The organism is Jatrophihabitans sp., from assembly GCF_051960575.1.
GTDB lineage: Bacteria > Actinomycetota > Actinomycetes > Mycobacteriales > Jatrophihabitantaceae > JBQCEE01.
The window spans coordinates 1-26,472 of the sequence record NZ_JBQCEE010000261.1; the positions used below are offsets into that span (position 1 = coordinate 1).

A 26,472-nucleotide genomic window follows, 5' to 3' on the forward strand; every position below is an offset into this window, starting at 1 on the left:
TGTATATGATTTTAAGAAACATGATCCATGTTTTTTGTTTTTTCACCCCCGCCCTCTCCAACTATGCGCCGCGCGGCCCCCCGCCTCCACACCTCGGCGAGTGGCGCGAGCGCGGCTGGTGACCTCCCGCTCGTCCCCCGCCCCAGTCATGTCCGCGGGCCGCGGATGACTGCGCCAGGGGACGAGCGGGCTCTGGTCAGTGGGTGAGGGTGCCGAAGGTGACGGCCGACGACCAGATCGACTGGTAGCGCACGCCGTCCTGCGGGGTGGCCGCGGCCCACATCATGTGGTGCCCGGCGACGATGCCCACGTGGTAGACGTAGCCGCCGCCGTCGTGGAAGAAGACCAGGTCGCCGGGCTGCGCCGCCGCCTCGCTGATGCGCCGGGCGCGCTGGAACTGCGTCTCGGCATAGTGCGGCAGGCTGATGTGCGCGGCCTGGGCGTAGACCCAGCTGACCAGTCCCGAGCAGTCGAAGCCGGTGCGCGGGCTGGCGCCGCCCTCGACGTAGCGCGCGCCGACGTACCTCGCGGCCTCGCGCGCGATGGCCGCGTTCACCGAGCCGCTCGTCGACGACGTGCGCACCGGGGCGACGGTGAGCGAGCGGCAGCCGAGCGCGGCAGCCCGGCCGGTCTCGAGATCGCGCGCCGACGCGCAGACGCGGTGCGCGCCCGCCGGCAGCGTGAGGTGGGCGGCGAACCCGGCGCGCGGCCCGACGTGGTAGGCCTGCGCGACGCGGGGTCGGGCGATCGCCGTGGTGACGCGGGCCTTCACCGCACCGTCGACGAGCACGCTGACCCGGACGGGCGCCGACGGACGGTCACGGTCGGCGGCCCAGCCGCTCACCGTGACGGCGGCCCCACGGACGGCGGGCGCGAAGACGCCGCCGACCGTGGGCCGGTCGGCCGCGGCGAATGCGGGAGCGGCGGTCGCGATCGACGCGGCGAGGGCCGCGAGGGCGACCGGGACGACGGCCCGGCGCGCACGTCGGACGCGGTCGGTGGACGGGGCGGTGGGCGGCACAGCAACAGGCACGAGATGTCCGAACGTCGGGGACAGGGCGGTGGCCGTCGGACGGACGGACGGCCGTCGACCGATCCGCGTCGTGCCCGGAGGCGCTCGGCGGCGAGCGTAACGTCACGGAACGGTCTCGGTCAGGTCACTGATCGACCCCTCTCGCCAGGACTGAAGTCCTGACGTCGAGAAAATTGATCTCCGTGCCGGGCAGCGGCAGGCTGGCGGCATGACGCGCGTGGAGCTCGCCGGCTTCGTCCTCGGCTCGCCCGACCCGGCCCGGCTCGCCCGCTTCTACCGCGACCTGCTCGGCTGGACGATCAAGGCCGAGGACCCGACCTGGGTGGCGCTGCGCTCCCCCGACGCCGCCCGACCGACGCTGGCCGTCCAGCTCGAGACCGAGCACCGCCCCCCGACCTGGCCGACGGTGGCCGATCACCAGCAGATGCAGGCCCACCTCGACCTCCGCGTCGACGATCTGGACGCGGCCTGCCGCCTCGCCGAGTCGCTCGGGGCCGTGCGCGCGGACGTGCAGCCGAACATCGACGGCGCCGACGGCGAGACGGTGGTCGTGCACCTCGACCCGGACGGCCACCCGTTCTGCCTGTTCACGACCGCGGCGCCGGACTGATCAGCCGCCCGCGCGCGGGTCACGGCGCGGGCCGCCGGCCGACTGGCCGACGGCGGAGGCCGCATCGAGGGTGGCGAGCCAGAGCCGGCTGAGCCGGTCGACGACCTGCGCGCGCGACAGCGGCAGCGCGCCCGAGAGCACCGCCTCGATCACCTCGGCCGCGCCGCCCATGAGGAACAGGGCGAGCGGGCGGGCCTCGGCCCGCGCGGCGGCCGAGTCGGCGGCCGCGAGGGGCAGGGCGGTGAGCACGACCTCGGCGAAGCGCACGAGCAGGTCGTGGCGCCGCAGCCGGAGGGGCCCCGATCCGGCCGCGCAGATCAGCACCGCCGTCGCCTTGCGCCGGTCGTCGGCGACCACGCCGTAGCCCGCGTCGATCGCAGCCCACACCTTCGCGTCCAGGGCCGTCTCGCCGTCGACCGCGGCAACCGCGGCCGCGATCACCTCGTCGCTGATCGCGTCGACGACGGCGTCCAGCAGCGCGTCCAGGTCGGGGAAGCTCTCGTAGAAGTAGCGCGGCGTGAGCCGCGAGCGCGCGCAGACCGCGCGCACCGAGATCGCGGCGAGGCCGTCCTCGTGCAGCGCGTCGAGCGCGGCGTCCATCAACGCCGCGCGCCGGGCCGCACGCCGCTCGGCCTCGGGCACACCCCGGTAGGTCGACATCGGCCCTCCAACGTTGACAACGCCCGTTGTCAGACTAACGTCCTCCCGCAAGAGCCGCTCCGGAGGAGTTCGATGGCGTTCCTGCTGCACGACCCCCGTCACCTCGGCCCGCGCGGCATGCCCGGCGATGCCGGCCTGCCGCTCATCGGCTACACGTGGCAGTTCGCGAACGGGTCGCTCATGGCCAGCCGCGAGCGCTACGACCGCTACGGGCCCGTGTCCTGGACGCGCGCGCTCGGGAAGACATTCGTGACGGTGAACGGCCCGGACGCGTGCGGCGAGGTCTTCGCCAACCGCGATCGCGCGTACGCCAGCGGGCCGGGCTGGTCGGTGCTGATCGGGCCGTTCTTCCACGGCGGGCTCATGCTGCTCGACTTCGACGAGCACCACCGGCACCGCCGGATCATGCAGGACGCCTTCACCGCCGAGCGGCTGGCCGGCTACCTCGGCCCGCTCAACGAGACTGTCATCCAGGGGCTGCGGCAGTGGCCCCGGGTCGGCCCGCTCGACTTCCATCCGCGCATCAAGCAGCTGACCCTCGACGTCGCCACCCGCAGCTTCATGGGCGCGCCGCTGGGCCCGGAGGCCGACCGGCTCAACGTCGCCTTCAACGACTCGGTGCTCGCCGCGACCGCCGCCGTGCGCTTCCCGGTGCCTGGCCTGCGCTGGGCGAAGGGCCTCACCGGACGCAAGGTGCTCGAGCAGTTCCTGCGCCCGCAGCTGCCGGCGAAGCGGGCGACGGAGGGCCCCGACCTGTTCAGCGCGCTGTGCCACGCCACCGATCCGGACGGCGCGCGGTTCACCGACGACGAGGTCGTCAGCCACATGATCTTCCTGCTCATGGCGGCGCACGACACGTCCACGACGACGCTCACGACGCTCGCGTACTACCTCGCCAAGCACCCCGAGTGGCAGGAGCGGTGCCGGGCCGAGTCGCACGCCCTCGGCACCGACGTGCTGACCTACGCCGACCTCGACCGGCTGCCGTCGCTCGACCTCTGTCTGAAGGAGGCGATGCGCATCGTCACGCCGGTGCCCGGCGTCATGCGCTACACGGTGCGCGAGACGACGCTGCTCGGTCACCGCATCCCCGCCGACACCTACGTCAGCCTGCACCTCTGGAACCTGCACCACCTGCACGAGTACTGGCCTGACCCGGACCGCTTCGACCCCGAGCGGTTCGCCGAGCCGCGTCGCGAGGACAAGCAGCACCGCTCGCTCTACCTGCCGTTCGGCCACGGGGTGCACAAGTGCATCGGCATGTACTTCGGTCAGATGGAGGTGAAGGCGATCATGCACCAGCTGCTGCTGCGCAGCCGCTGGTCGGTGCCGCGCGACTACGAGATGCCGCTCGACCTGCGGTCGCTGCCCCGCCCGAAGGACGGCCTGCCCGTGCGCTTCGCCATGCTGTGACGACGCCGGCGGAACCTGTCGCAGCCCCGTGACAGGATGCGGCGACAGTGCAGATCGCGGACGAGAGGCGCACCCGGTGACCGAAGGCTCCCTGGCCGGCAAGACCATCCTCATGAGCGGCGGCAGCCGCGGCATCGGCCTCGCCATCGCCGTGCGTGCCGCCCGCGACGGCGCCAACGTCGCCATCGTGGCCAAGACCGACAACCCCGACCCCCGGCTGCCGGGCACCGTCCACACGGCGGCGCAGGAGATCGAGGCCGCGGGCGGCAGGGCGCTGCCGATCGTCGGCGACGTGCGGCAGGAGGAGAGCGTCGCCGCGGCGGTCGCGAGGACGGTCGAGACCTTCGGTGGCATCGACATCGTCGTGAACAACGCCTCGGCGATCACCCTGCAGAACATCGGCGAGCTGCCGCTCAAGCGCTACGACCTGATGCTCGACATCAACACGCGCGGCACGTTCGTCCTCACCAGTGCGGCGCTGCCCCACCTCGCGCGCGCCGAGAACCCGCACGTGCTGACGCTGTCGCCGCCGCTCAACCTCGACCGCAAGTGGCTCGCGCAGCACGCGCCGTACACGATCAGCAAGTTCGGCATGACGATGCTGACGCTCGGCGTCGCCGAGGGGCACCGCGCGGCCGGCATCGCCGGCAACTGCCTGTGGCCGCGCACGCTGATCGCGACCGCGGCGGTGCAGAACCTGCTCGGCGGCGACGCGGCGATCGCCGTCTCGCGGCGGCCCGAGATCGTGGCCGACGCGGCGCACTGGATCCTCACCCAGCCCGCGCGCGAGTGCACCGGCAACACCTTCGTCGACGACGACGTGCTCCGCGGTGCGGGCGTCACCGACCTGAGCGAATATCGGTACAGCGCGTCGTCCGACGACGAGCTCGAGACCGACATCTTCCTGTAGGAGAACATGTGCCCAAGCTGCTGCCCGACCTGAACCTCGGCGGCCTCGAGCAGGTGCTCGAGCAGGTGCGGCACCTGCCGACGACGGCGGCCGAGGCCGGCGTGCTGCTGCGCCGCGGCATGGTGCCGATCAGCCGCCCCGACCAGGCCCTCTACGGCCTCGCCGCCGTGCGGCAGTGGGGCATGACGGCCGGCCCGCTCAAGCTCGCCGCCCACCGCGACCCCGACATGCTCGGCATCGTCGACGAGCTCGGCGAGCTGACCTTCAGCGAGCTGGACAAGCGGTCGAACGCCCTCGCCCGCGCGTGGCGGGTGCGCGGCCTCGGTGAGGACTCGGTGATCGCGCTGCTCTGCCGCGACCACCGCGGCCTGGTCGACGCGATGTTCGCCGCCGGCAAGATCGGCGCCAAGGCCCTGCTGATGAACACCGGCTTCGCCAAGCCGCAGTTCGCGGCGGTCGCCGAGCGCGAGGGCGTCGACGCGCTGGTCTACGACACCGAGTTCACCGAGATCCTCGGCGACGTGCCGAGCAGCGTGCCGCGCTACCTCGCGTGGGTCGACGAGGGCGTGACGCCGGAGCACGACACCCTCGAGGACCTCATCCGGCGCGCGTCGGACGCCCCGATGAAGAAGCCGGCGGACATCGGCAGCATCGTCCTGCTGACCAGCGGCACGACGGGCACGCCGAAGGGCGCGGCCCGCCGGGTCAGCTCGCCGTTCGCCGCGGCCCAGTTCCTCGACCGCATCCCGCTGCAGCCGCGCGAGCGCACCTTCCTCGGCGCGCCGCTGTTCCACGGCACCGGGCTCTCGCAGTTCCTGCTGACCCTCGCGCTCGGTTCGACCACGATCATGCGGCGCCGCTTCGACCCGCTGAAGACGCTCGAGATGATGCAGCAGTACCGCGCCGAGGCGCTCGTGCTGGTGCCGACGATGCTGCAGCGCATCCTCAACCTCGGCGACGACGTCATCAAGCAGTACGACCTGTCCGCGCTGCGGATCATCTTCTGCGCGGGTTCCGCGCTGCCGCCGGACGCCGGCAACCGCGCCATGCAGCTGTGGGGCGATGTCATCTACAACCTGTACGGCTCGACCGAGGTGGCCGTCGCGGCGGTCGCGACACCCGAGGACTGGAAGCTCGCCCCCGGCACCGTCGGCCGCGTGCCGGTCGGCTGCCGGGTGCAGCTCTACGACGAGGCCGGGAAGCCCGTGAAGGGCGTCGGGACGATCGGCCGCGTCTTCGTGGGCAGCGGGCTCAAGTTCAGCGGCTACACCGGCGGCGGCGGCAAGGAAGAGATCGACGGGCTGCTCTCCAGCGGCGACGTCGGCCACTGGGACGAGCACGGGCTGCTGCACATCGACGGCCGCGACGACGACATGATCGTCTCGGGCGGCGAGAACGTCTTCCCGGCCGAGGTCGAGGGGCTGCTCGTCGAGCACCCGGCGGTCGCCGACGCGGCGGTGATCGGCGTCCAGGACGAGGACTTCGGCCAGCGGCTCAAGGCGTTCGTCGTGCTGCGCGACGGCCAGTCGCTCGACGCCGAGGCGGTGAAGGCGCACGTGAAGTCGAACCTCGCCCGGCACAAGGTGCCGCGCGACGTCGAGTTCGTCGACGCGCTGCCGCGCAACGCCACGGGCAAGCTGCTGCGCAAGCAGTTGCACTGATCCCCGCCGCCGGACGTATCACGGTACGGTCCTCGCGTCTCTCGTCGGCGGGCGACACCGCCCGCGACCCCTGCGACCCGCGAGGACGGCCATGACCGACGGCAACCAGCCCTGGCACGACTGGAACGACCCGACGGGTGCCGGCCCCTCCCAGCCGCAGGACGGGCAACCGCAGTACGGCCAGCCCGACCCGGGCTACGGCCAACCCCAGTACGGGCAACCGCAGTACGGGCAACCACAGTACGGGCAACCACAGTACGGCCAGCCGCAGTACGGCCAGCCCGACCCGGGGTACGGCCAGTACGGCCAGCCCCAGATCGGGCAGCCGGGATACGGCACGCCGCCGGGGTTCCCGCCGCCCGGCGGCACCGGCGCGGGCACCGGCGGACGGGGCAACCGGGGGCTGCTGCTCGGCATCGTCGCCCTCGTCGTCGTCGCTGCGCTCGGCATCGGCGCCTACGTCGTGTTCAGCGGCAGCGACTCGAGCGGCACCAGCGCGAAGCAGGCGGCGGCCGCGTTCGTCACCGGCCTCAACAAGGGCGACCTCGGCCAGGTGAAGGCCAATCTCTGCAAGCAGGACCTCGCCGACAGCGGCCTCGACGCCAAGATCAGCGGCGCCCAGGCGGCGGCGAAGAACTTCAGCGTCACGTCCGTGACCACCTCCGGTTCGACGGGCACCGCGCGCATCTCGCTCACCGCCGCCGGGCAGAGCGTCACCTTCCCGTTCGTGCTCACCAAGGAGGGCTCGGACTGGAAGGTCTGCGTCAGCCGCAGCAACGCGTTCACCGACCAGAGCGGCTCGGGCGGCGGCAGCGTGTCCAGCGCACCGTCGCTGCCGAGTTCGGCGCCGAGCCTGCCGTCGAACATCCCCGGCGTGCCGAGCAGCATCCCGGCCCTGCCGACCGGCGTGCCGTCGATCCCGTCGTTCGGCAACGCGTGCGCGTCGGTCAGCTCGCAGCCGGTCGCTGCCGCCGCGTTCTACGTCGAGGCCGCGAGCATCGGCCAGGCCCAACTGGCGCAGACCTGCGTCTACCACGACGCCGTGCCCGCGTCGGTCGCGCAGTCGCTCGACGGCGGTCAATACGAGCCGGACGCGAGCACGATCGCCGGCACCGGCCCGTACCTGTTCACCGGGACGAAGCGGGTGACCGTCACGGTGAGCAAGGAGCCGGACGGCCACTACTACGTCACCAAGGTCGAGGTCGGTTGATCGTCGCGACCGCACACCGCTTCCCGTTCCTGGACGCCCCGCGTCCGATCGCGTTCGCCCACCGCGGGTTCGCCCCCGACGGCGCCGAGAACTCGATGGCCGCCTTCGAGCGCGCCGTCGCCCTCGGCTACCGCTACCTCGAGACCGACGTGCGGGTGACCGCGGACGGCGTCGCGCTGGCCTTCCACGACGCGAGCCTCGACCGGGTCACCGACCGGCGCGGACGCATCGACCGCCTGCCGTGGGCCGAGGTGCGGCGTGCCCGGATCGCCGGCCGCGAACCGATCCCCCGCCTCGACGACCTGCTCGCGGCGTGGCAGGACGTCCGCATCAACCTCGACCTCAAGGCGGCACACAGCATCGGCGCCACCCTCGACGTGCTGCGCGCGACGAGAGCGCTCGACCGGGTCTGCGTCAACGCCTTCGCCGACCGGCGCATCGCCACCGCACGGGCGGCGTTCGGCCCGCGGCTCTGCACCGGTCTCGGCCCGCGCGAGGCGGTGCTCCTGCGCCGCGGTCACCCCGGCCCCTACGCGGGCCGGTGCGCCCAGCTGCCGGCCCGACTCGGCCGCCTCGCCGTCGTCGACGAGCGGCTGGTCGCCACCGCCCACGCCGCCGGCCTCGACGTCCACGTCTGGACGGTGAACGACCGCGCCGAGATGCAACGGCTGCTCGACCTGGGTGTCGACGGCCTCATGACCGATGCCGCCGACGTGCTGCGCGACGTGCTCGTCGAGCGGGGGCACTGGCCGGTGGGCGGCTGAGCCGCTCGCCGGCCGGCCACTAGGGTGGTCGCCGATGGTCGAGGACGGAGCCGCCGGGGCGCTGGTCGCCGTGCCTGCCGCCGGCAACCGCCGCTCGGCGCCGATGGACGCCCGGCTGCTCTTCTTCCACGGCCCGATGGACTGCGGCAAGTCGACGCTCGCGTTGCAGGTCGACCACAACCAGGCGCGCCAGGGCCGCCGCGGGCTGCTGCTCACCCGCTACGACCGCTCGCAGAAGCCGATGATCACGACGCGGGTGGGGCTGAGCCGTCCGGCCATCGAGCTCGACGACGACACCGACGTGCGGCGGCTCGTCCGCGAGCACTGGGCGGCGGGTGAGGCGGTCGACTACCTGGTCGTCGACGAGGCGGGCTTCCTCACCACCGAGCACGTCGACCAGCTCGCCGAGCTCGTCGACGACGCGCACGTCGACGTCTTCTGCTTCGGCCTGGCCACCGACTTCCGCACCCTGCTGCTGCCGGGCGCGAAGCGCTTGTTCGAGCTCGCCGACGAGGTGCACGTGGTCCACGTCGAGGTGCTGTGCTGGTGCGGGCGTCCCGCGCGGCTCAACGCGCGTGTCGTCGACGGGCGGGTGGTGCGGCACGGCGAGACGGTCGTGGTCGCCGACACCGCGCCGGCGGACGAGTCGACGACGCACTACCAGGTGCTCTGCCGCCGGCACCACCGGGCAGGCGACCTCGGCCCCGCGCCGCTGCGCGGCCAGCTCGCGCTCGACGTCTGACGGTCCCCGCCGTCCGACCGGCGGTCAGCGTGCGCGGGCCGCCGCCAGCACGCCCAGCAGCGCCGAGCCGGCGGCACCCACCGCCGTGCCGAGCGGCACCGGCCCGCGGGCCTGCCGCTGCTGCAGCGCCATCGTCACGACGGTCGCGTCCGCGGCGTCGGCGAACGCGCCCGCGAGCAGCCACGGGGCCAGCGAGCCGCCGCGCAGCGCCGCCGCGAGGGTGCCGGCGCCGATCGCGACGTCGCGCGCGCCCGCCATGCGGGCGAGGATCGCCGCGCGGCGGGCCGTCGCCGTGTCGAGCCCGAGCAGCCGCGAGGCGGGCTCGGGCGCGGCGATGGCGACGGCACCGATGGCGACCCGTCCGGCACCGAAGCCGAACGCGGCCGGACGCGGGGCGCTGGCCCGGTCGAGCAGGGTGGCGACGAGGCGCAGGGGCAGCGGGACGGGGCTCAGCAGCACGGGGTCTCCTCGGGGGCGCCGGCCCGGGCGCCGACGGCCCGGTCCTTCGACGATAGGGGTCGCACTGGCACGGCCCTGAGGCGGACGGGCACCCAGGCCCCGGACGCGGCATCATGGCCGTTTCCGGCCGTTCCGGCCCGGGAATCATCACGACACGCCAGTCGTTGACGTGAACAGATCGTGAAGTCCGCAGCAGCTCGGCCGATGGAAGACCGACAGCCACTGTGGGCACGAATCCACGAGCACACCCCGTCCGATCCCAGTGAGCCGGACGTTCGATCAGTCAGGAGGCCGCCATGGCAGACCGAGTCCTTCGCGGTACGCGCCTGGGCGCCGTGAGCTACGAGACCGAGTACGGCACCGAGCCGGCGCCGCGCAACATCGCCGCGTACCGCTGCGCCCGCGGCCACGAGTTCCACGTGCCGTTCGCCGAGGAGGCGGAGATCCCGACCACGTGGGAGTGCCGGCTCGACGGCACCGCCGCGCTGCTCATCGACGGCCCCGAGCCGGAGCAGAAGAAGGTCAAGCCCGCCCGCACCCACTGGGACATGCTGATGGAGCGGCGCACGATCGCCGACCTCGAGGAGGTCCTGGCCGAGCGCCTCGACGTCCTCCGCGCCCGGCGCGGCACCAAGTCCGCCTGACGCGCAGCACCCGGCATCCGACACGAGCCGCCCCTTCGGGGGCGGCTCCTTCGTCGTTCCGGCGGAGTCACCGCCCCGCGGGCCGGCCCGCGGTCGGTCAGCCCGCGCGACGCGCGCGGCGACGGTCGACCGCGGCCCGCAGCTGCTCGCGACGGTGCGCGACACCCCACTCGGTGACCCGCAGCAGGGCCTCGCGGACGATGTCCTGGCTCATCTTCGACTCGCCGCGCTCGCGCTCGACGAAGGTGATCGGCACCTCGACGACGCGGTAGCCACCCCGCACCGCCCGCCACGCCAGGTCGACCTGGAAGCAGTACCCCTGCGAGGCGACGTGGGCGTAGTCGATGCCCTCCAACACTTCGCGGCGGTAGGCGCGGAAACCGCCGGTGATGTCCTTGACGCCGGCGCCGAGCAGGGCGCGGGTGTAGAGGTTCCCGGCCCGCGAGATCACGTGCCGGGACACCGGCCAGTTCTCGACCCGGCCGCCGGGCACCCAGCGCGAGCCGAGGACGACGTCGGCGTGGCCGAGCGCGTGCAGCAGACGCGGCAGCTGCTCCGGCGGGTGCGAGCCATCTGCGTCCATCTCGACCATGACGTCGTAGCCCTCGTCGATGCCCCAGTCGAAGGCCGCGATGTAGGCCGCGCCCAGGCCGTTCTTCTCGGTGCGGTGCAGCACGTGCACCCGCGGGTCGTCGTCGGCGAGGGCGTCGGCGATCTTGCCCGTGCCGTCGGGGCTGCCGTCGTCGATCACCAGCACGTCGGCGTCCGGGACCGCTGCCCGCAGTCGACCGACGAGGATCTCGAGGTTGTCGCGCTCGTTGTAGGTGGGCACGCAGACCAGCACGCGCCCGAGCTCACCGGCCGTCATGTCTGGGCCCACTCCTTCTCGACTCCTGGTCGTCGCTCAGCAACGTACCCGTCACGCCGCCGTCGTCCCGCGACGATCGCCCACGCGACGCCGGCCGCCGCGATCGTCCCCAGGACCCACTCAGGCGCCGCCCCGACGCGCACCGCGAGGGTGAGGTCGGTACGCGACGCGATCGCCGCCGAGAGCACGTCGACCGAGAACAGCGGCCCGGACTCCTGCGCGACGGTGCCGTCGGGGTCGATGACCGCCGACTTGCCCGTGGTCGCCACCTGCAGCACGGTGCGGTCGGTCTCGACCGCGCGCAGCCGGGCCATCGCGAGCTGCTGGTAGGTCTCGGCGGTGTGCCCGAAGGTCGCGTTGTTGGTCTGCACGACGAGCACCTGCGCCCCCGCGGCGACCGAGCTCTGCACGAGCGAGTCGTAGGCGACCTCGAAGCAGATGACGTCACCGAGCGGCACCGGGCCGCCGCGCAGCAGGCCGTCGCCGCGGCCGGACACCATGTCGTTGGCCACCAGCTTCGCGTCCGGACTGATCCGCTCGGCGATCGACCGCAGCGGGATGTACTCGCCGAACGGCACCGGGTGCCGCTTGACGTAGGTGGCGCCCGGGCCGGTGGACGGCGACCACAGGATGCCCTCGTTGAGCCGGTACTTCTCGTCGCCCGTCGACCGGATCGCGCCGACCAGGATCGGGACGTGCACGGCCTGCACCGCCCGCTCGACCTCGGCCCGGGCGAGCGGGTCGCTGATCGGGTCGACGTCCGAGGCGTTCTCGGGCCACAGCACGAGGTCGGGTTGCGGGCGGCGGCCGGCGGCGACGTCCGCCGCCAGCGCCAGGGTGCCCTGGACGTGGTTGTCGAGCACCTGCCGGGCGCGGTCCTCGAAGGCGAGGCCCTTGTTCGGCAGGCCGCCCTGGACGAGCGCCACCTGCAGCGTCGCCGGGCGGGCGTCGGGTGCGAGCACGGCACCGAGCAGCAGCCCGAGGAGCGGCCCGGCGACGACGGCCCCCGCGCCGAGCGCGACGGCGCGGCGCCGGGCCGGCGCCGAGGTCAGCCGCAGGACGGCCGCAGCGAGCAGGCCGCCGACGACCGCCACGGCGAAGGTCACCAGCGGGGCGCCACCGAGGGCGGCGAACCAGCGCAGCGGCGACGCCGCCTGGCTGAACGCGAGCCGCCCCCAGGGGAAGCCGCCGAACGGCAGCCGGTCGCGCAGCAGTTCCTGCAGCACCCAGGCGGTGCCGACCCAGAGCGGGGCGCCGGGCAGCCGCTGCAGCACCGCCAGCACCGCGCCGAGCAGGGCGAAGAAGCCGGCCAGCGCCACGCAGAGGATCAGCCATGGCACCGGACCGACGTAGATGCCGGTCCAGTGCAGCAGCGGCAGCAGGAAGGCCAGGCCGTGCAGGTACCCGAGCCACGCTGCCGTGCGGGCGGTGCGGCCCTCGACGGCCACCGAGAGCGCGGCCACGCCGATGAAGGCCAGGGGCCACACGTCGAACCGCGGGAAGGCCAGCACCGCCAGCAGACCGCCCGCGACCGCGACCAGGACGGCCCAGCGCCGGTCGAACGGGGCGGTCACGGCGCGCATCGCACCAGTATCCGTGCAGGGACCCGCCGGACGCCGCCTGCGGGCACGCCGCGGCTCACCGGGTGAACAGCACCCGGCCGCGGCGGTAGGCCGCCCGGCACACGGGCAGGTCGACGCCCGGACGGATGTCGGGCAACCCCGGGACGGCCGAGCGCGGATCGGTGCTCCAGCGCGACACCCGTTCGTCCGGCGAGTCGACCGCGAGCTCGCCGGCCTGCCAGACGGCGAAGGTCGCCGCCGCACCGGGCATCAGCATGCCCTCGCCGTCGCGGCGGGCGACCCGCCAGCCACCGCGCGTGTGGGCGGCGAAGGCGGCCCGGGGGCTGATCGCAGCGCCCGGGTCGTGCGGGTACGCCGCGGCCCGCACGGCGGCCCAGGGGCCGAGCGCGGTGACCGGGGCGTCCGACCCGAAGGCGAGGGGCACGCCGGCGGCGGCGAGCTCGGTGAACCGGTTCAGGTCCAGGGCTCGGGCCGCGCCGAGCCGGGTGGCGTACATGCCGGCAGGGCCACCCCAGTGCGCGTCGAACATCGGCTGCATCGAGGCGATGAGCCCGGACGCCGCGAGCCGCTTCGCGTCGCGCACCATCTCGACGTGCTCGATCCGATGCCCGGCGCCGCCGGCCCGGCCGAGCCGGGCGCCGGCCGCCTCGACCGCGTCGAGCACCTGGTCGACGGCGGCGTCGCCGATCGCGTGGAAACCCGCCTGCAGCCCCGCCTCGGTGCAGGCGAGCACGTGCTCGGTGAGCTCCTCGGTCGCGAAGCGCAGCGAGCCGCGGTTGCCCGGGTCATCGGCGTAGGCCTCGCGCAGCGCGGCGGTGTGCGACCCGAGCGAGCCGTCGCAGAACAGATCACCCGCAGCGCCGACCGCACCGAGCTCGCGAGCCTTCGCGACCGCGCCGAGCTCGGCCCAGTAGCCGATCACCTCGGGCAGGGCGTCGTCCTCGCGCGCAAGCGCCAGCAGGCTCAGCAGGTCGTCCTCGCTGCTGATCGCCGGGCCGCCCATCTCGTGCACGCAGGCGATGCCGAGCGACGCGGCGTGCCGCAGCGCGGCGAGCTGGGCCGCACGCACCTGGCCGGCGGTGAGCCCGGCGTACGCGGCGCTGCGGGCCGCGTCGTGGGCGGCGCCGGTGACCAGGCCGTCCTGCGTCCACCCGGCGAGGGCGGTGAGGCCGGGCACGGCCGCGGCGAGGGCCGAGCTGACCACCGCCGAGTGGGCGTCGACACGCGCCAGGTACACCGCTCCCCCGGCGCTCGCCCGGTCGAGCTCGGCGGCGGTGGGCGGCCGCTGCTCGGGCCAGCCGGTGTCGTCCCAGCCGCCGCCGACGATCGGTCGGCCGCCGTTCGCGCGGGCGGCGCGCGCGACCGCGTCCAGCGCCTCGGCCAGCGAGGCCGCGCCGGCGAGCGAGAGCCCGGTGAGCTCGAGCCCGGTGGCCGTGGTGTGCACGTGCGCGTCGACGAAGGCGGGCGTCACGAAGGCGTCCTCGAGGTCGACGACCTCGGTGCCGGCGTACTGGCCGATGCCCTCCTCGGTGCCCATCCAGGTGATCGTGCCCTCGTCGACGACGAAGGCGGTGACCTCGAAGGCGGCGGTCGTGTAGACGCGCCCGTTGCGGAACAGGGTGGGCATGTGCTCGAGTCTGCCAGCGGCGCTGTCGGTGATCGGCGGGGTGCGGCGGTAACGTTTGCAGCCACACAGGCCGGTCGTCGACAGGAGGTGCGATGGTCGCGAGCATCGAGGACGTCGCGCGCAAGGCCGGGGTCTCCATCGCCACCGTCTCGCGCGCCCTGCGCGGACTGCCCGACGTCGCCGCCACGACTCGTGACCGCGTGCTCAGCGCGGCGTCCGAGCTGAACTACGTCGCCTCGCCGTTCGCGGCCCGGCTGGCGAGCGGGCGCACGGCGACGATCGGGCTGGTCGTGCCGTTCGTCAACAAGTGGTTCTTCGGCGAGGTGATCGACACCGTCGAGAGCGCCCTGCGCAAGGCCGGGTTCGACCTGCTGCTCTACAACCTCGGGGACGCCGACGGGCGCGCCCGGTTCTTCGAGCTGATGCCGGTGCGCAAGCGCGTCGACGCACTGCTCGTCGCGAGCCTCGTGCTCACCGACGAGGAGTTCGACCAGCTCACCGCACTCGACCGGCCGGTGGGGCTGCTCGGGCTGCCGCGTCCGGGGTTCCTGTCCAGCCGCATCGACGACGACGCGAGCTCGCGGCTGGCCGTCCAGCACCTCGTGTCACTCGGCCACCGCCGCATCGGGCTCATCGGCGGCGACGCCGACGACCCGATGCGGTTCACCCCGCCGCTGCACCGCCGCGACGGCTACCGGGCCGCGCTGGCCGACGCCGGCATCGAGTGGCGTCCCGAGCTCGAGGTGCTGGGCTACTTCACCCCCGAGGGCGGGGCCGCCGCGGCCGAGCGGATGCTGGCCCTGCCCGACCCCCCGACCGCCTTCTTCGCCGAGAGCGACGAGATGGCCTACGGCGCACTGCGCACCTTCCGGCGCTCGGGGCTGCGGGTGCCCGAGGACGTCGCCATCATCGGCTTCGACGACCAGCCGCTGTCGGAGTTCTTCGACCTCAGCACCGTGCACCAGCCGGTCGCCGAGCAGGCGCTCGACATCACCCTGCGGCTGCTCGCCACCATCACCGGCTCGACCGAGGCCGACGGCGGCGACGCCGTGCTCGAGACCGAGGTCGTGGTGCGCGGCAGCACGGACGCCTCGCGGTCGGTGATCTGACCGCATGCTCATGCTGGTCGACGCGGCCGGGCTGTGGTTCCGCGCGTTCTATGCCGTGCCCGAGTCGGTGACCGCTCCGGACGGACGACCGGTCAACGCCGTGCGCGGCTTCCTCGACATGGCGGCGATGCTCGTCGAGCGCCGGCGGCCGACCCGCTGGGTGGCCTGCCTCGACCTGTCCTGGCGCCCGGCGTTCCGCGTCGAGCTGGTGCCGTCGTACAAGGCGCACCGCGCCAACCCCGACGGGTCGGAGCAGATGCCGCCGACGCTGGCCCCGCAGATCACGGCGCTGCTCGACGTGCTCGGCGCGTTCGGGCTCGCGTGCGCCGGTGCCGACGGGTTCGAGGCCGACGACGTCATCGCGACCCTCGCCGCCCGCGACACCGACCCGGTCGAGGTCGTCACCGGCGACCGCGACCTGCTCGCCGTCGCCACCGACCGGGTGACCGTGCTCTACACCGGGCGAGGCATCGCGAAGATGGAGGCGCTCGACGCCGCCGGGGTGCAGGCGAAGTACGGCATCCCCGCCGCGCACTACGCCGACTTCGCGGTGCTGCGCGGCGACCCGAGCGACGGCCTGCCCGGCGTGCCGGGCGTGGGCGAGAAGACGGCCGCGGCGCTGGTGACCCGGTTCGGCGCGGTCGAGGACATCCTCGCCGCCGCCCACGCCGGCGACGACGGCTTCCCCGCCGGCGCGGCGGCGAAGGTGAGGGCCGCCGCCGAGTACCTGTCCCGCGCGCCCGGCGCCGTCCGCGGGCGCACCGACGTCGCGCTGCACGACGTCGCCGACGACCTGCCCGCCGCGCCGCGCGATCCCAACCGGCTGGCCGCTCTCGCCGCGGAGCTGGGCATCGAGGCCCCCGTCGAGCGCATGCGCAAAGCGATCGCGTCCGCCCTCGCCTGATCGACGCACCATCCGGCCATCCGGCATCCGGCGCCCGCGTCCCCTCCACAGCGATGATCTCGGGAGAACCCGGGTCAGGACCGGGGTTCTCCCGAGATCATCGGGTGTCGGGGACTCGGTGACGGCGTCCGGCGTCACTTGACGGTGTAGTGGCCGTCGTCCTTGTTCGTGATGGTCACCGTGTAGGTGGTGCCGGTGCTGTCCTTGCAGAGGAAGCTGTCGCCGTTGTGCTTCATGGTGAAGTCCGAGCCGCCGTTGCAGGTGACGCCGGAGACCTTGAAGTTCTGGCTGATGTACTGCTCGACGGCGGTGTGGCTCAGCTTCTTGTCCGCGTTGATCACGAACACGAACAGCAGGACGACCGCCGCCGCGATGATCACGATGACCGCCGCGATGATGCCGTAGAGGCCGCCGCGGCCCTTCCGCGCGGGCGTCGACTGCTGCGGGTAGCCGCCGTAGGCGGGCGCCGCGTCGCCGTACTGCTGGCCATAGGGTTGCTGGCCGTACTGCTGGCCGGCGGGCTGCCCGTAGGACGGCTGGCCGTACTGCTGGCCCGCGGGCTGACCGTACGGCTGCGCGGCGGGCTGGCCGTAGGACGGCTGTCCGTACTGCTGACCGGCGGGCTGGCCGTACTGCTGACCGCCCGCGGGCTGCCCGTAGGACGGCTGCCCGTACTGCTGGCCGGACGCCGGCTCCTGCGCTTGGCCGTAGCCGCCCTGCCCGTACTGGCCGTAGGACGCCGACGGTGGCTGCCCGTACGACGGCTGTTGGCCGTAGGACGGGGACGGGGACGACGGGGACGGCTGGCCGTACTGCCCGTACGGCTGCGACTGCCCCGGCTGCGACTGACCCGGCTGCGACTGACCGGGTGCCTGGCCCTGCGGGCCGCCCCACGGCGTCGCGCCGAAGCCGGGCGCCGAGCCGTCACCGGGGAGGTGCGGGATGACCGTGGTCGCGTCCGGCGCATCGCCCTCGGACGCCGGCGGCTCGGACTGCGGAGGCGGCTGCGGCGTCCATGGCTGCTGCTCGCCCGGGGTGCCCTGATCGCTCATCGTCGCCGTTCCTCCGTGGTCGGGCCAGTCGGTCGCCCAACGCTAGCGCCTGCGCCGTCGGCCGGTGGGCAGGTCACGCCGAGCGACGCGGAGATCGTCGGCGGCTCAGGCCTGCATGCTCTGTGCGACGACGCCGCGCCGCACCGCCGTCATCGCCGCGCGGGCGACGGCGGCGATCGGTGCGGTCGAGCCCCCGACCTCCGGCGCCGAGGCGATCTGGTCGAGCAGGTCGAGCACCTGCTTGCACCAGCGGATGAAGTCGCCGGCCGACAGCTCCGTGCCGTGCTGGGCGGCGGTCGTCAGCACCCGGTCGAGGCGGTCCTGCCGCGCCCAGCGGAACACCGCCCACACGAACCCGGGCTGCGGGTCGCGTGACCGCGGCAGCCCGGCCTCGGTCTCGTCGTCGGCGAGATCGCCCCAGATGCGGCCGGTCAGCGCCAGGGCGTCGCGGATGCGCTCGCTCGGCATGCGGTCGACGAGCGGCTCGTCGCGCCGCGGCTCGTAGACCAGGCTGGACACGACGGCGGCCAGCTCCGCCGGGTCGAGGGCGTCCCAGGCGCCGTCGCGCAGGCACTCGGCGACGACGAGGTCGGCCTCCGACCAAATGCGGGCGAGCCGGCGTCCCTCGGGCGTCGCCTCCTCGCCGCTGAGGTAGCCACGGGCCTCGAGCAGCGTGCAGATGCGGTCGAAGGTGCGGCCCAGCGAGCCGGTGCGGCCCTCGATGCGGCGACGCAGCGCGTCGTTCTCGCGAGCGAGCCGGGCGTGCCGCTCGGCCCAGCGCGCGTGCGCCTCACGGTCGGCGCACTGGTGGCACGGATGGGCGCGCAGCGCGGCCCGCAGCCGGGTGATCTCGCGGTCCTCGGCCGGCGCGTCACCGCGGCGCGACGGGCGCTCGGCCGGCGGCAGGTCGAGGCTGCGCAACCGGTTGGCGGTGTCGCGGCGCTCGGCGACCGAGCGGTGGTCGAGGTGCTTGGCGAGCCGCAGGGTGGCGAGCGGGGTCACCGGCGCCGGGAAGTCCAGCGACGACAGCCGGCCGGCCCAGCGGCCGTCGGTGATGACCAGTGGACGCGGGTCGTCGTCGACCCGCGCGCCGTTGTCGAGCACGACCGCGATGCCGGCGCGGCGGCCGCGCGGCACGCGGATCACGTCGCCGCGGCGCAGCTGCTCGAGCGAGGCGACGATCGCCCCGCGCCGCTGCTGCGACTGCGACCGTGCCTGGGCGCCCTCGCGCTCGCTGAGCTGCCGGCGCAGGTCGGCGTACTCGGCGAAGTCGCCGAGGTGGCAGCGCAGCTGGTCGGCGTACTCGGCCAGCGTCGCCTCGTTGCGGCGGATCTGCTTGGCCAGCCCGGCGACGGCGCGGTCGGCCTGGAACTGGGCGAAGGACGCCTCGAGCAGCTGCCGCGCCGCCACGCGTCCCATCTGGTCGACCAGGTTGACGGCCATGTTGTACGAGGGCCGGAACGACGACCGCAGCGGGTACGTGCGGGTCGACGCGAGGCCGGCGACACGCTGCGGGTCGACCTCAGGCGCCCACAGCACGACGGCGTGGCCCTCGATGTCGATGCCGCGTCGCCCGGCCCGGCCGGTGAGCTGGGTGTACTCCCCCGGCGTGACGTCGGCGTGCGTCTCGCCGTTGAACTTGGTGAGCCGTTCGAGCACGACGGTGCGCGCGGGCATGTTGATGCCGAGCGCCAGGGTCTCGGTGGCGAAGACGGCGCGAACCAGCCCGCGGACGAACAGCTCCTCGACGGTCTCCTTGAACGCCGGGATGAGGCCCGCGTGGTGGGCGGCGATGCCGCGCCGCAGCCCCTCGCGGAAGTCCCAGAAGCCGAGCACGTCGAGGTCCTCCGGCGGCACGCCGGCGGTGCGCTCGTCGACGATCGCGTCGATCTGCGCCCGCTCGGGCTCGTCGGTGAGCCAGAGACCCGCGGCGATGCACTGCTGCACGGCGGCGTCGCAGCCGGCGCGGCTGAAGATGAAGGTGATCGCCGGCAGCAGGCCGTCGCGGTCGAGGCGGGCGATGACGTCCGGACGCAGGGGCGGCCGCCAGTGCCGTTGCCCCCGTCCCCGCCCGCCGGGCACGGCGTCGAACTGGCGCCGCTTCTCCTGCGCGTGGCGCAGCAGCTCCGGGTTGACGACGAGGGGAGCTTGCGACCCGAGTGTGTCGCTGCGACCGTTCGGGCCGAAGAGGTCGAACAGGCGCGGCCCGACGAGCACGTGCTGCCAGAGCGGCACCGGCCGCTCCTCGTGCACGATCACCTGCGTCTCGCCGCGCACCGAGATCAGCCACTCGCCGAACTCCTCGGCGTTGGACACCGTCGCAGACAGCGACACGAGCCGCACCGATGCGGGCAGGTGGATGATCACCTCCTCCCACACGGCGCCCCGGAACCGGTCGCCCAGGTAGTGCACCTCGTCCATGACGACGTAGCCGAGGTCGGTGAGAGTGCGGCTGCCGGCGTAGAGCATGTTGCGCAGCACCTCGGTGGTCATCACGACCACCGGCGCCTCGCTGTTGATGGCGTTGTCCCCCGTGAGCAGGCCGACGTTCGCGGCGCCGTGGCGGGCGACGAGGTCGTTGTACTTCTGGTTCGACAGCGCCTTGATCGGCGTGGTGTAGAAGCACTTCTGCCCGGCGGCGAGCGCGAGGTGCACCGCGAACTCGCCGACGACGGTCTTCCCCGAGCCGGTCGGCGCGCAGACCAGCACCGCGTACCCGTCCTCGAGCGCCTCGCAGCCCTGCACCTGGAACTCGTCGAGCCGGAACGGGTACTCGGCCCGGAACGCGGTGAGGGCGGGGTGGCGACCCCGGCGGCGCGCCGCCGCGTACGACTCGCTCGGCGACGGCATGCGTCCAGGCTATGTCGTCCGGCGGTGCGGCCGGGTCAGGTGGTGTCGGCCCAGGCCGACGTGGGCGGTTCGAGCGGCTGCGGGATGGCGTCGATCTCGGACGCGACGGTGTCGTCGAGCTTCGCCTGCTCGCGCTCGGCCGCCTTGCGGCGCGCCTTGCGCCGGTCGTGGACGATGGCGATGACCACCGCCGCCTCGAACAGCAGCACCATCGGGATGGCCATGGCGCACATGGTGAAGGGGTCGGTCGACGGCGTCGCCACGGCGGCGAAGAGGAAGATCAGGAAGATGCCGATGCGCTGGCTGCGCTTGAGCAGCCGCGCCGGCAGCGCCCCGGCGAAGTTCGCCATCACCACGATCAGCGGCACCTCGAAGGCGGCGCCGAAGACCACCAGCATCAACGTGACGAAGCTGATGTAGTCGCTCACGGTGAGCTGGGCCTGGGTGCCGTTGCCCGCCTGTTCGAGCACGAACCGCAGGCCCTTGGCGAGCACGGTGTACGCGAGCGCCATGCCGGCGGCGAACAGCACCGTCGAGGCGATGATGAAGACGATCGTGTACTTGCGCTCGTTGCGACGCAGGCCAGGCGTGATGAAGGCCCAGATCTGGTAGAGCCACAGCGGTCCGGTGAAGACGGCGCCCGAGATGACCGACACCTTGAGCCGGGTCGTGAAGCCGTCGAGCACGCCGTGGTAGATCAGCACGCAGCCCTCACCGCTCGGCGTGTAGCGGAACTTCGCCGGCACGTTGCAGTACGGGTGCCGCAGCAGTTCGAGGGTCTGCGGGTAGAGGAACCAGCCGAGCACCGCGCCGGCCGCGACGAGCACCAGGATGGTGAGGATCCGCCGGCGCAGTTCGCGCAGGTGGTCCATCACCGGCATGCGGCCGTCCGGGTTCTTCGGACGACGTCGTCTCGCCCGCCGGGTGCTGCCGGCCACGGATGCCACGGCTTCGAGGGTAACGGTCAGCCGGCGGCGTAGGCGGCCAGCGCGGCCTCGGCCTCAGCCCTGATCGAGTCGGCCAGCCAGCCCGGCGCCAGCACGGTCACCGCGCCCGCGGCACCGAGCACGAGCGCCCGCACCCAGCCGGGATCGGCCACGCGCAGCCGCACCCGCAGCACGCCGTCGGGCTCGTCGGTGACGTCCTCCATCGTGTAGTAGTCGGCGACCCAGGCGTAGGCGGCGCCGAGCCGCAACTCGACGAGCAGATGGTCGGCCGCGGGCGCGTAGACACCCTCGGAGAGGTCGCGCAGCTCGATTTCGGCGGGCGGGCGGGAGGGCTCGTCCAGCACCTCGACGGCCTCGATCCGGTCGGCGCGGAACAACCGCATGCCCTCGACCATGCGGCACCACGCCTCGAGGTAGGCGCGGCCGTCGGCACGGACGAGCCGCACCGGGTCGACGACGCGGTCGCTCACCTCGTCGCGGGCGGGCGTGTAGTAGCGCAGCCGCAGCGCGCGCCGCTCGTCGACGGCGCGCTGCAGCGCCGGCAGCGCCCGCTCCTCCTCGTCCAGGCTCACCGTGACCGTGCTGCCGTCGACACCGCCGCCGGCGGCGGCCTCGACCTTCGCCAGCGCCCGCTGGATCGCGTCGTCGTCGGCGATCCCCGGCGTCTCGAGCAGCGTGCGCAGCGCGACGACGAGGGCGAGCGCCTCCTCGGCGGTGAGCCGCAGCGGACGCGACATGCCAGCGTCGAAGATGACCGAGACGGTGTCGCCCTCGAAGTTGAGGTCGATGAGGTCGCCCGGTGAGTGGCCGGGCAGGCCGCAGAGCCAGAGCAGCTGCAGGTCCTTGCGCAGCTGCTCGTCACTGATGCCGAAGTCGGCCGCGGCCTCCTCGACCGGGATGCCCGGTCGCGCCTGCAGGTACGGGACGAGGGCCAGCAGCCGCGGCAGACGGTCCTGTTCGCCGCTCACGACAGGACCCCGCTGACATGCGCCGCAGCGTCGGTCGCGCCGGCGATCAGCCGGAGCCGGGCCACGACGGCGTCGACCAGTTCGGGCGGCTCGAGCACCCGGGCGGCGGCGCCCGCGCTGACGATGATGCGGGCCAGCCACTGGGTGTCCTGGTAGCCGATGGTGAGCACACCGTCGGTGTCGGACGACGCCAGCCGGCGCAGTTGCCCGCCGCCCGCCCCGGTGACCCGCACCTTGGCGACGTGGTCGTCGTCGCTGCGGCCGGCCACCATCGCGAGCAGGTCGACGTCGTGCGGCCGCTCGAACGCGCCGGGCGCGCCGACCTCGCGCACCGGGCCGACGATGCGTGACAGCCGGAACGACCTCGCCCCGCCGCGGGCCCGGTCGAAGCCGGCGACGTACCAGCGCTTGTGCCACGACAGCACGCCCCACGGCTCGAGCTCGCGGGTCTCGGCGACGTCCGAGCCCGACTTCACGTAGTCGAAGCGGACGACCCGGGCCAGTCGCGCGGCGTCGATGAGCGGCGGCAGCGCCGGGTCGCCGGCGTCGAGCTGCGGCATCGCGCCGGGGGTGTCGGCCGCCCGCACCTCGGTACCGGCCGCACGCAGCTTGATGAGCGCCTGGCGGGCCGACTCGCCGAGTGTCGCCGACTGCCAGAGACGGGCGGCGAGGCCGACGGCCGCGGCCTCGGCGGCGTCGAATTCGATCTCGGGCAGCTCGTAGTCGCGCCGCGGGATGCGGTAGCCGTCCTCGGTCTCGAAGGCGCTGTTACGGCCGGTCTCGAGCGGGATGCCCAGCTCACGGAGCTCGGCCTTGTCGCGCTCGAAGGTGCGCTTGAACGCGGCATCGCCCGTCGGGGTGCCGATGGCGCCCGGGTCGGGGTCGTAGCCCGGCACCGCGGCGCGGATGCGTTCGGCCGTCAGGAACTGCCGCGTCGAGAGCAGGCAGATGACGAGATTGACCAGCCGTTCGGTGCGTCGAGCCGCCATCTCCTCGAAACTCATCCCCGTCCGCGCGCGCCGTCTGACCGTGCGCGTCTCCGTCATGGAGTCATCCTCTCGCACGTCGCGAGCGATGCCGACCGAAATTTCGATTTACATGGACGCGATCAGCTTCTCGACCCGCTCGTCGACGGCACGGTACGGGTCCTTGCACAGCACGGTGCGCTGGGCCTGGTCGTTGAGCTTGAGGTGCACCCAGTCGACGGTGAAGTCGCGCCGCTTCTCCTGCGCCCGGCGGATGAAGTCGCCGCGCAGCTTCGCGCGCGTCGTCTGCGGCGGCACGCTCTTGGCCTCGAAGATCGCCAGGTCGCCGACGACGCGCTCGACCGCCCCGCGCTTCTGCAGCAGGTAGTACAGCCCGCGCGTGCGCGAGATGTCGTGGTAGGCGAGGTCGAGCTGCGCGACGCGCGGGCTGGACAGCGGCAGGTCGTGCTTGCCGCGGTAGCGCTCGATCAGCTGGAACTTGGTGGCCCAGTCGATCTCGCGGTCGATGAGGCCGAGGTCCTGCCGCTCGACGGCGTCCAGGGTGCGGCCCCAGAGCTCGAGCACCCGCTTGGCCATCGGGTCGTCGCCGCCCTGCTTGGCGATGAAGTCGACCGCACGGCTGTAGTAGTCGCGCTGGATCTCGAGCGCCGACGCGGTGCGGCCGGCGGCGAGGCGCACCGGACGCGTCCCAGTCATGTCGTGGCTGATCTCGCGGATCGCCCGGATCGGGTTCTCGAGGGTGAGGTCGCGGAACACGACGCCCTGCTCGATCATGCGCAGCACGAGGTCGGCCGAGCCGACCTTGAGCATCGTCGTCGACTCGTTCATGTTCGAGTCGCCGACGATGACGTGCAGCCGGCGGTAGCGCTCGGCGTCGGCGTGCGGCTCGTCGCGGGTGTTGATGATCGGGCGGCTACGCGTCGTGGCCGACGAGACGCCCTCCCAGATGTGCTCGGCCCGCTGGCTGATGCAGTAGACCGCGCCGCGCGGCGTCTGCAGCACCTTGCCGGCGCCGCAGATCAGCTGCCGGGTGACGAGGAACGGGATCAGCACGTCGGCCAGCCGCGAGAACTCGCCGTGGCGTCCGACCAGGAAGTTCTCGTGGCAGCCGTAGCTGTTGCCCGCCGAGTCGGTGTTGTTCTTGAACAGGTAGATGTCGCCGGCGATGCCCTCGTCGTGCAGCCGCTTCTCGGCGTCGACGACCAGGCCCTCGAGGATGCGCTCGCCCGCCTTGTCGTGCGCGACCAGCGACTCGAGCGAGTCGCACTCGGGCGTCGCGTACTCGGGGTGGCTGCCGACGTCGAGGTAGAGCCGGGCGCCGTTCTTGAGGAAGACGTTGGACGAGCGGCCCCAGGACACGACGCGGCGGAACAGGTAGCGGGCGACCTCGTCCGGCGAGAGACGCCGCTGCCCGTGGAAGGTGCAGGTGACGCCGTACTCGTTCTCGATCCCGACGATGCGCTTCTGCATGGATCTCCTCCGTCGTCCCGGACCCCAGCCTAGGCTTCCAGGCGCCGGATGCACCGCTGCACAGGCGTGCTCAGCGGGTCGGGTCGGTCTCGTCCGGGTGGCGTACCCGCACGGCCACCACAGCGACGTCGTCGACGGGGCGGCCGTCGACGAGCTCGGCGATCACGGTGTCGAGCAGGTCGGGCAGCGGCTTGCCGGCCTGCCGCTCGGTGACCGCGACCAGCCGGGCCAGGCCCGCGTCGATGTCCTCGTCGCGCCGCTCGATCAGGCCGTCGGTGTACAGCACCAGCGTGGCGCCGGGCGGCAGCACCACGGTCTGGTCGCTGCGCCGGACGCCCGGGACGATGCCGAGCGGCGGCTCGGCCCGGTGGCCGTCGAGCAGACGCGCGCGGCCCTCGGCGCTGACGAGCAGGGGCGGCGGGTGCCCCCCGTTCGTCCACTCGAAGCAGAACGAGTCCGGCTCGGGCGCCGGCACGAAGTGCCCGAGCACCACGCTGGCCAGCGTCGCCGTCCGGGTGCCCCGCAGCGTGTCGTCGAGCCGCTGGACGATGCCCGAGGGCGGTTCGTCGCGGTCCCAGGCGAGACTGCGCAGCATGCTGCGCAGGGCGCCCATGCGTGCCGCGGCGTCGATGTTGTGGCCGATGACGTCCCCGATCGTCACGGCGAGCGACCCGTCGCGCAGTGTCAGGGCGTCGTACCAGTCGCCACCGACGAGGTCGTCCGCCGCCGCGGGCAGGTAGCGCGCATCGATCTCGAGCGGGCCGGCGGTGGGCAGTTCGGTGAGCATGGCGCGCTGCAGCACCAGCGCGGTGGTGGTGCGCTGCTCGAGCAGGCGCGCGCGCTGCACGGCCTGCCCGGTGTAGGTGCTCAGCGCCTGCAGCAGCGCGCGGTCGTCTGGGCTGAAGCCGCGCGGCTCGCGCCAGACCACGGCGAGCGCCCCGGACGCCTCGCCGGCCATGAGCAGTGGCAGGTACGCCGTGGCCTCGAGCGGCAGCTCGCCGTCGCGCGAGGCCGACCGCGGGTATGCGGCCACCCGCTCGACCTCGGAGCCGAACAGCACCATGCGTCCTTCGAGCGCGGCGTCGACCGCCGGACTCGAGCCCGGCAGCATCGGCAGCTCGCGGCGGCGCTCCGCCTGCGGCCACGAGAGCTCGGCGTGCTGCACCCAGCGCAGCAGGTCGGCGGTGTCGTCGTACACCCACAGCCCGGCCAGCGCCGCGCCGAGCGCGTGCTGCGCGGCGTGCTGCAGCGCGAGCGCGATGTCGGGCACCTGGACGGTGCGGCCGAGGTCCTCGCTCAGGGTGAGCAGGGCGCGGGCCCGGTCGGCCGAGGCCCGGGCGCGCACCTCCGCCTCCTCGGCGCGGCGACGGGTCGCCCGCAGCACGAGTTCGGTCGAGCAGGCCGCGGCGAGGTCCTCGAGGACGGCGAGCTGCGCCTGCGTCCAGTCGCGCGGCCGGGAGTCGATCGCGCAGAGCGCGCCGATGACGGCACCCGTCGAGTCGACGAGCGGGAACCCGGCGTAGGCGATCACCGACAGCTCGGTGATCGCGAGATTCCCGGCGACCCGCGGATCGGTGCGGGCGTCGGTGACCACGAGCGGTTCGGCGTCGGCCACCACGTGCTGGCAGAACGAGTGCGACAGGGGCGTCTCGCGCCGGGCCTGCCACGGCTCGGGCAGCCCGACGGCCCCCGGGAAGATCTGCCGGGCCGGCTCGACGATGCTCACCAGCGCGGTGGGCACGCCGAGGGCGCTGCGCACGAGCCGCGCATATCGGTCGAACGAGACGTCGGCGATGGTTTCGCCCGGAGGTTGCATCACGCCGTCACCCCTGTCGGTCAGCGCCGACACGGCGAGGCCGACTCCGCTCATGGTGCCATGCGGGCGTCCGGATGCCGATTCGTCGGCGTCCTGGCGTGCGGTGGACCGTCGGTGTCAGACGTCGAGGGACAGCACGGTGAGCCGGCTCGGCAGCAGTTGGATCGCGACCTGGGTGATCTCGGC

23 protein-coding genes are annotated in these 26,472 nt (G+C 73.5%); 10 read left to right on the forward strand and 13 right to left on the reverse strand.

Annotation, left to right across the window (positions count from 1 at the left end; genetic code table 11):
- Positions 1 to 196: 196 nt before the first annotated feature.
- Entirely contained in the window at positions 197 to 1,033 is an 837-nt protein-coding gene (locus tag ACTHMS_RS14840; protein WP_440307448.1) for a C40 family peptidase, read from the reverse strand.
- Between the two features lie 208 nt (positions 1,034 to 1,241).
- On the opposite strand from ACTHMS_RS14840, the gene ACTHMS_RS14845 reads away from it, so the two are divergent.
- Positions 1,242 to 1,643, forward strand: a complete 402-nt coding sequence (locus ACTHMS_RS14845; RefSeq protein ID WP_440307449.1) for a VOC family protein — start codon at positions 1,242 to 1,244, stop codon at positions 1,641 to 1,643.
- Here ACTHMS_RS14845 and ACTHMS_RS14850 read toward each other — a convergent pair whose 3' ends face one another.
- Complete coding sequence (locus ACTHMS_RS14850) at positions 1,644 to 2,303, reverse strand: TetR/AcrR family transcriptional regulator (protein ID WP_440307450.1); 660 nt, start codon at positions 2,301 to 2,303, stop codon at positions 1,644 to 1,646.
- A 72-nt stretch (positions 2,304 to 2,375) separates the two neighbouring features.
- Between ACTHMS_RS14850 and ACTHMS_RS14855 the strand changes: the two genes are divergently transcribed.
- The 6 genes from ACTHMS_RS14855 to ACTHMS_RS14880 all read left to right on the forward strand — a co-directional run bounded on the left by ACTHMS_RS14855 (position 2,376) and on the right by ACTHMS_RS14880 (position 9,003).
- Positions 2,376 to 3,716 (forward strand): cytochrome P450, encoded by a 1,341-nt coding sequence (locus ACTHMS_RS14855; protein ID WP_440307451.1) that lies wholly within the window; start codon positions 2,376 to 2,378, stop codon positions 3,714 to 3,716.
- A gap of 76 nt (positions 3,717 to 3,792) precedes the next feature.
- Positions 3,793 to 4,626: an SDR family oxidoreductase gene (locus ACTHMS_RS14860; RefSeq protein ID WP_440307452.1), complete on the forward strand. Its 834-nt coding sequence runs from the start codon at positions 3,793 to 3,795 to the stop codon at positions 4,624 to 4,626.
- A 119-nt stretch (positions 4,627 to 4,745) separates the two neighbouring features.
- Positions 4,746 to 6,287 carry an acyl-CoA synthetase gene (locus ACTHMS_RS14865; RefSeq protein WP_440307469.1) on the forward strand — a complete coding sequence of 514 codons (1,542 nt, stop codon included), beginning with the start codon at positions 4,746 to 4,748 and terminating at the stop codon, positions 6,285 to 6,287.
- Between the two features lie 91 nt (positions 6,288 to 6,378).
- Positions 6,379 to 7,497, forward strand: coding sequence for an Rv0361 family membrane protein (locus ACTHMS_RS14870; protein ID WP_440307453.1), 1,119 nt, complete (start codon positions 6,379 to 6,381; stop codon positions 7,495 to 7,497).
- Positions 7,494 to 8,261, forward strand: coding sequence for a glycerophosphodiester phosphodiesterase family protein (locus ACTHMS_RS14875; protein ID WP_440307454.1), 768 nt, complete (start codon positions 7,494 to 7,496; stop codon positions 8,259 to 8,261). Before ACTHMS_RS14870 ends, ACTHMS_RS14875 begins: the two co-directional genes overlap by 4 nt.
- Before the next feature lie 34 nt (positions 8,262 to 8,295).
- Positions 8,296 to 9,003 (forward strand): thymidine kinase, encoded by a 708-nt coding sequence (locus ACTHMS_RS14880; protein ID WP_440307455.1) that lies wholly within the window; start codon positions 8,296 to 8,298, stop codon positions 9,001 to 9,003.
- Positions 9,004 to 9,027: 24 nt separating this feature from the next.
- On the opposite strand, the gene ACTHMS_RS14885 is transcribed toward ACTHMS_RS14880, so the two are convergent.
- Positions 9,028 to 9,462, reverse strand: coding sequence for a DUF4267 domain-containing protein (locus ACTHMS_RS14885; protein WP_440307456.1), 435 nt, complete (start codon positions 9,460 to 9,462; stop codon positions 9,028 to 9,030).
- Positions 9,463 to 9,758: 296 nt separating this feature from the next.
- Here ACTHMS_RS14885 and ACTHMS_RS14890 point away from each other — a divergent pair, with 296 nt between their 5' ends.
- Entirely contained in the window at positions 9,759 to 10,106 is a 348-nt protein-coding gene (locus tag ACTHMS_RS14890; RefSeq protein ID WP_440307457.1) for an RNA polymerase-binding protein RbpA, read from the forward strand.
- 97 nt (positions 10,107 to 10,203) lie between these two features.
- On the opposite strand, the gene ACTHMS_RS14895 is transcribed toward ACTHMS_RS14890, so the two are convergent.
- From ACTHMS_RS14895 to ACTHMS_RS14905, 3 genes are read right to left on the reverse strand one after another with little or no spacing between them, the layout of a single operon-like run.
- Positions 10,204 to 10,974, reverse strand: a complete 771-nt coding sequence (locus ACTHMS_RS14895; RefSeq protein WP_440307458.1) for a polyprenol monophosphomannose synthase — start codon at positions 10,972 to 10,974, stop codon at positions 10,204 to 10,206.
- The gene (gene lnt, locus ACTHMS_RS14900; protein ID WP_440307459.1) at positions 10,971 to 12,557 is read right to left on the reverse strand and encodes an apolipoprotein N-acyltransferase; all 1,587 of its coding nucleotides are present in this window, start codon (positions 12,555 to 12,557) and stop codon (positions 10,971 to 10,973) included. Before lnt ends, ACTHMS_RS14895 begins: the two co-directional genes overlap by 4 nt.
- Positions 12,558 to 12,612: 55 nt before the next feature.
- Positions 12,613 to 14,184, reverse strand: a complete 1,572-nt coding sequence (locus tag ACTHMS_RS14905; RefSeq protein WP_440307460.1) for an amidohydrolase — start codon at positions 14,182 to 14,184, stop codon at positions 12,613 to 12,615.
- A gap of 92 nt (positions 14,185 to 14,276) precedes the next feature.
- Between ACTHMS_RS14905 and ACTHMS_RS14910 the strand changes: the two genes are divergently transcribed.
- Together ACTHMS_RS14910 and ACTHMS_RS14915 are read left to right on the forward strand one after the other, a co-directional pair.
- Entirely contained in the window at positions 14,277 to 15,293 is a 1,017-nt protein-coding gene (locus ACTHMS_RS14910) for a LacI family DNA-binding transcriptional regulator (protein ID WP_440307461.1), read from the forward strand.
- A gap of 4 nt (positions 15,294 to 15,297) precedes the next feature.
- On the forward strand, positions 15,298 to 16,197 hold the full coding sequence (locus ACTHMS_RS14915) for a 5'-3' exonuclease (protein WP_440307462.1): 900 nt from the start codon (positions 15,298 to 15,300) through the stop codon (positions 16,195 to 16,197).
- A 134-nt stretch (positions 16,198 to 16,331) separates the two neighbouring features.
- Here ACTHMS_RS14915 and ACTHMS_RS14920 read toward each other — a convergent pair whose 3' ends face one another.
- The 7 genes from ACTHMS_RS14920 to ACTHMS_RS14950 all read right to left on the reverse strand — a co-directional run bounded on the left by ACTHMS_RS14920 (position 16,332) and on the right by ACTHMS_RS14950 (position 26,340).
- Complete coding sequence (locus tag ACTHMS_RS14920) at positions 16,332 to 17,249, reverse strand: hypothetical protein (RefSeq protein WP_440307463.1); 918 nt, start codon at positions 17,247 to 17,249, stop codon at positions 16,332 to 16,334.
- Positions 17,250 to 17,354: 105 nt separating this feature from the next.
- Positions 17,355 to 20,099, reverse strand: a complete 2,745-nt coding sequence (locus tag ACTHMS_RS14925) for a DEAD/DEAH box helicase (RefSeq protein ID WP_440307464.1) — start codon at positions 20,097 to 20,099, stop codon at positions 17,355 to 17,357.
- A 35-nt stretch (positions 20,100 to 20,134) separates the two neighbouring features.
- Entirely contained in the window at positions 20,135 to 21,046 is a 912-nt protein-coding gene (gene tatC / locus ACTHMS_RS14930; protein ID WP_440307465.1) for a twin-arginine translocase subunit TatC, read from the reverse strand.
- A 17-nt stretch (positions 21,047 to 21,063) separates the two neighbouring features.
- Positions 21,064 to 22,014 (reverse strand): helix-turn-helix transcriptional regulator, encoded by a 951-nt coding sequence (locus ACTHMS_RS14935; protein WP_440307466.1) that lies wholly within the window; start codon positions 22,012 to 22,014, stop codon positions 21,064 to 21,066.
- The gene (locus ACTHMS_RS14940; protein WP_440307470.1) at positions 22,011 to 23,003 is read right to left on the reverse strand and encodes a helix-turn-helix transcriptional regulator; all 993 of its coding nucleotides are present in this window, start codon (positions 23,001 to 23,003) and stop codon (positions 22,011 to 22,013) included. Before ACTHMS_RS14940 ends, ACTHMS_RS14935 begins: the two co-directional genes overlap by 4 nt.
- A gap of 105 nt (positions 23,004 to 23,108) precedes the next feature.
- Positions 23,109 to 24,470, reverse strand: a complete 1,362-nt coding sequence (gene pafA, locus ACTHMS_RS14945) for a Pup--protein ligase (RefSeq protein ID WP_440307467.1) — start codon at positions 24,468 to 24,470, stop codon at positions 23,109 to 23,111.
- 70 nt (positions 24,471 to 24,540) lie between these two features.
- Positions 24,541 to 26,340: a SpoIIE family protein phosphatase gene (locus ACTHMS_RS14950; protein WP_440307468.1), complete on the reverse strand. Its 1,800-nt coding sequence runs from the start codon at positions 26,338 to 26,340 to the stop codon at positions 24,541 to 24,543.
- Positions 26,341 to 26,472: the final 132 nt, after the last annotated feature.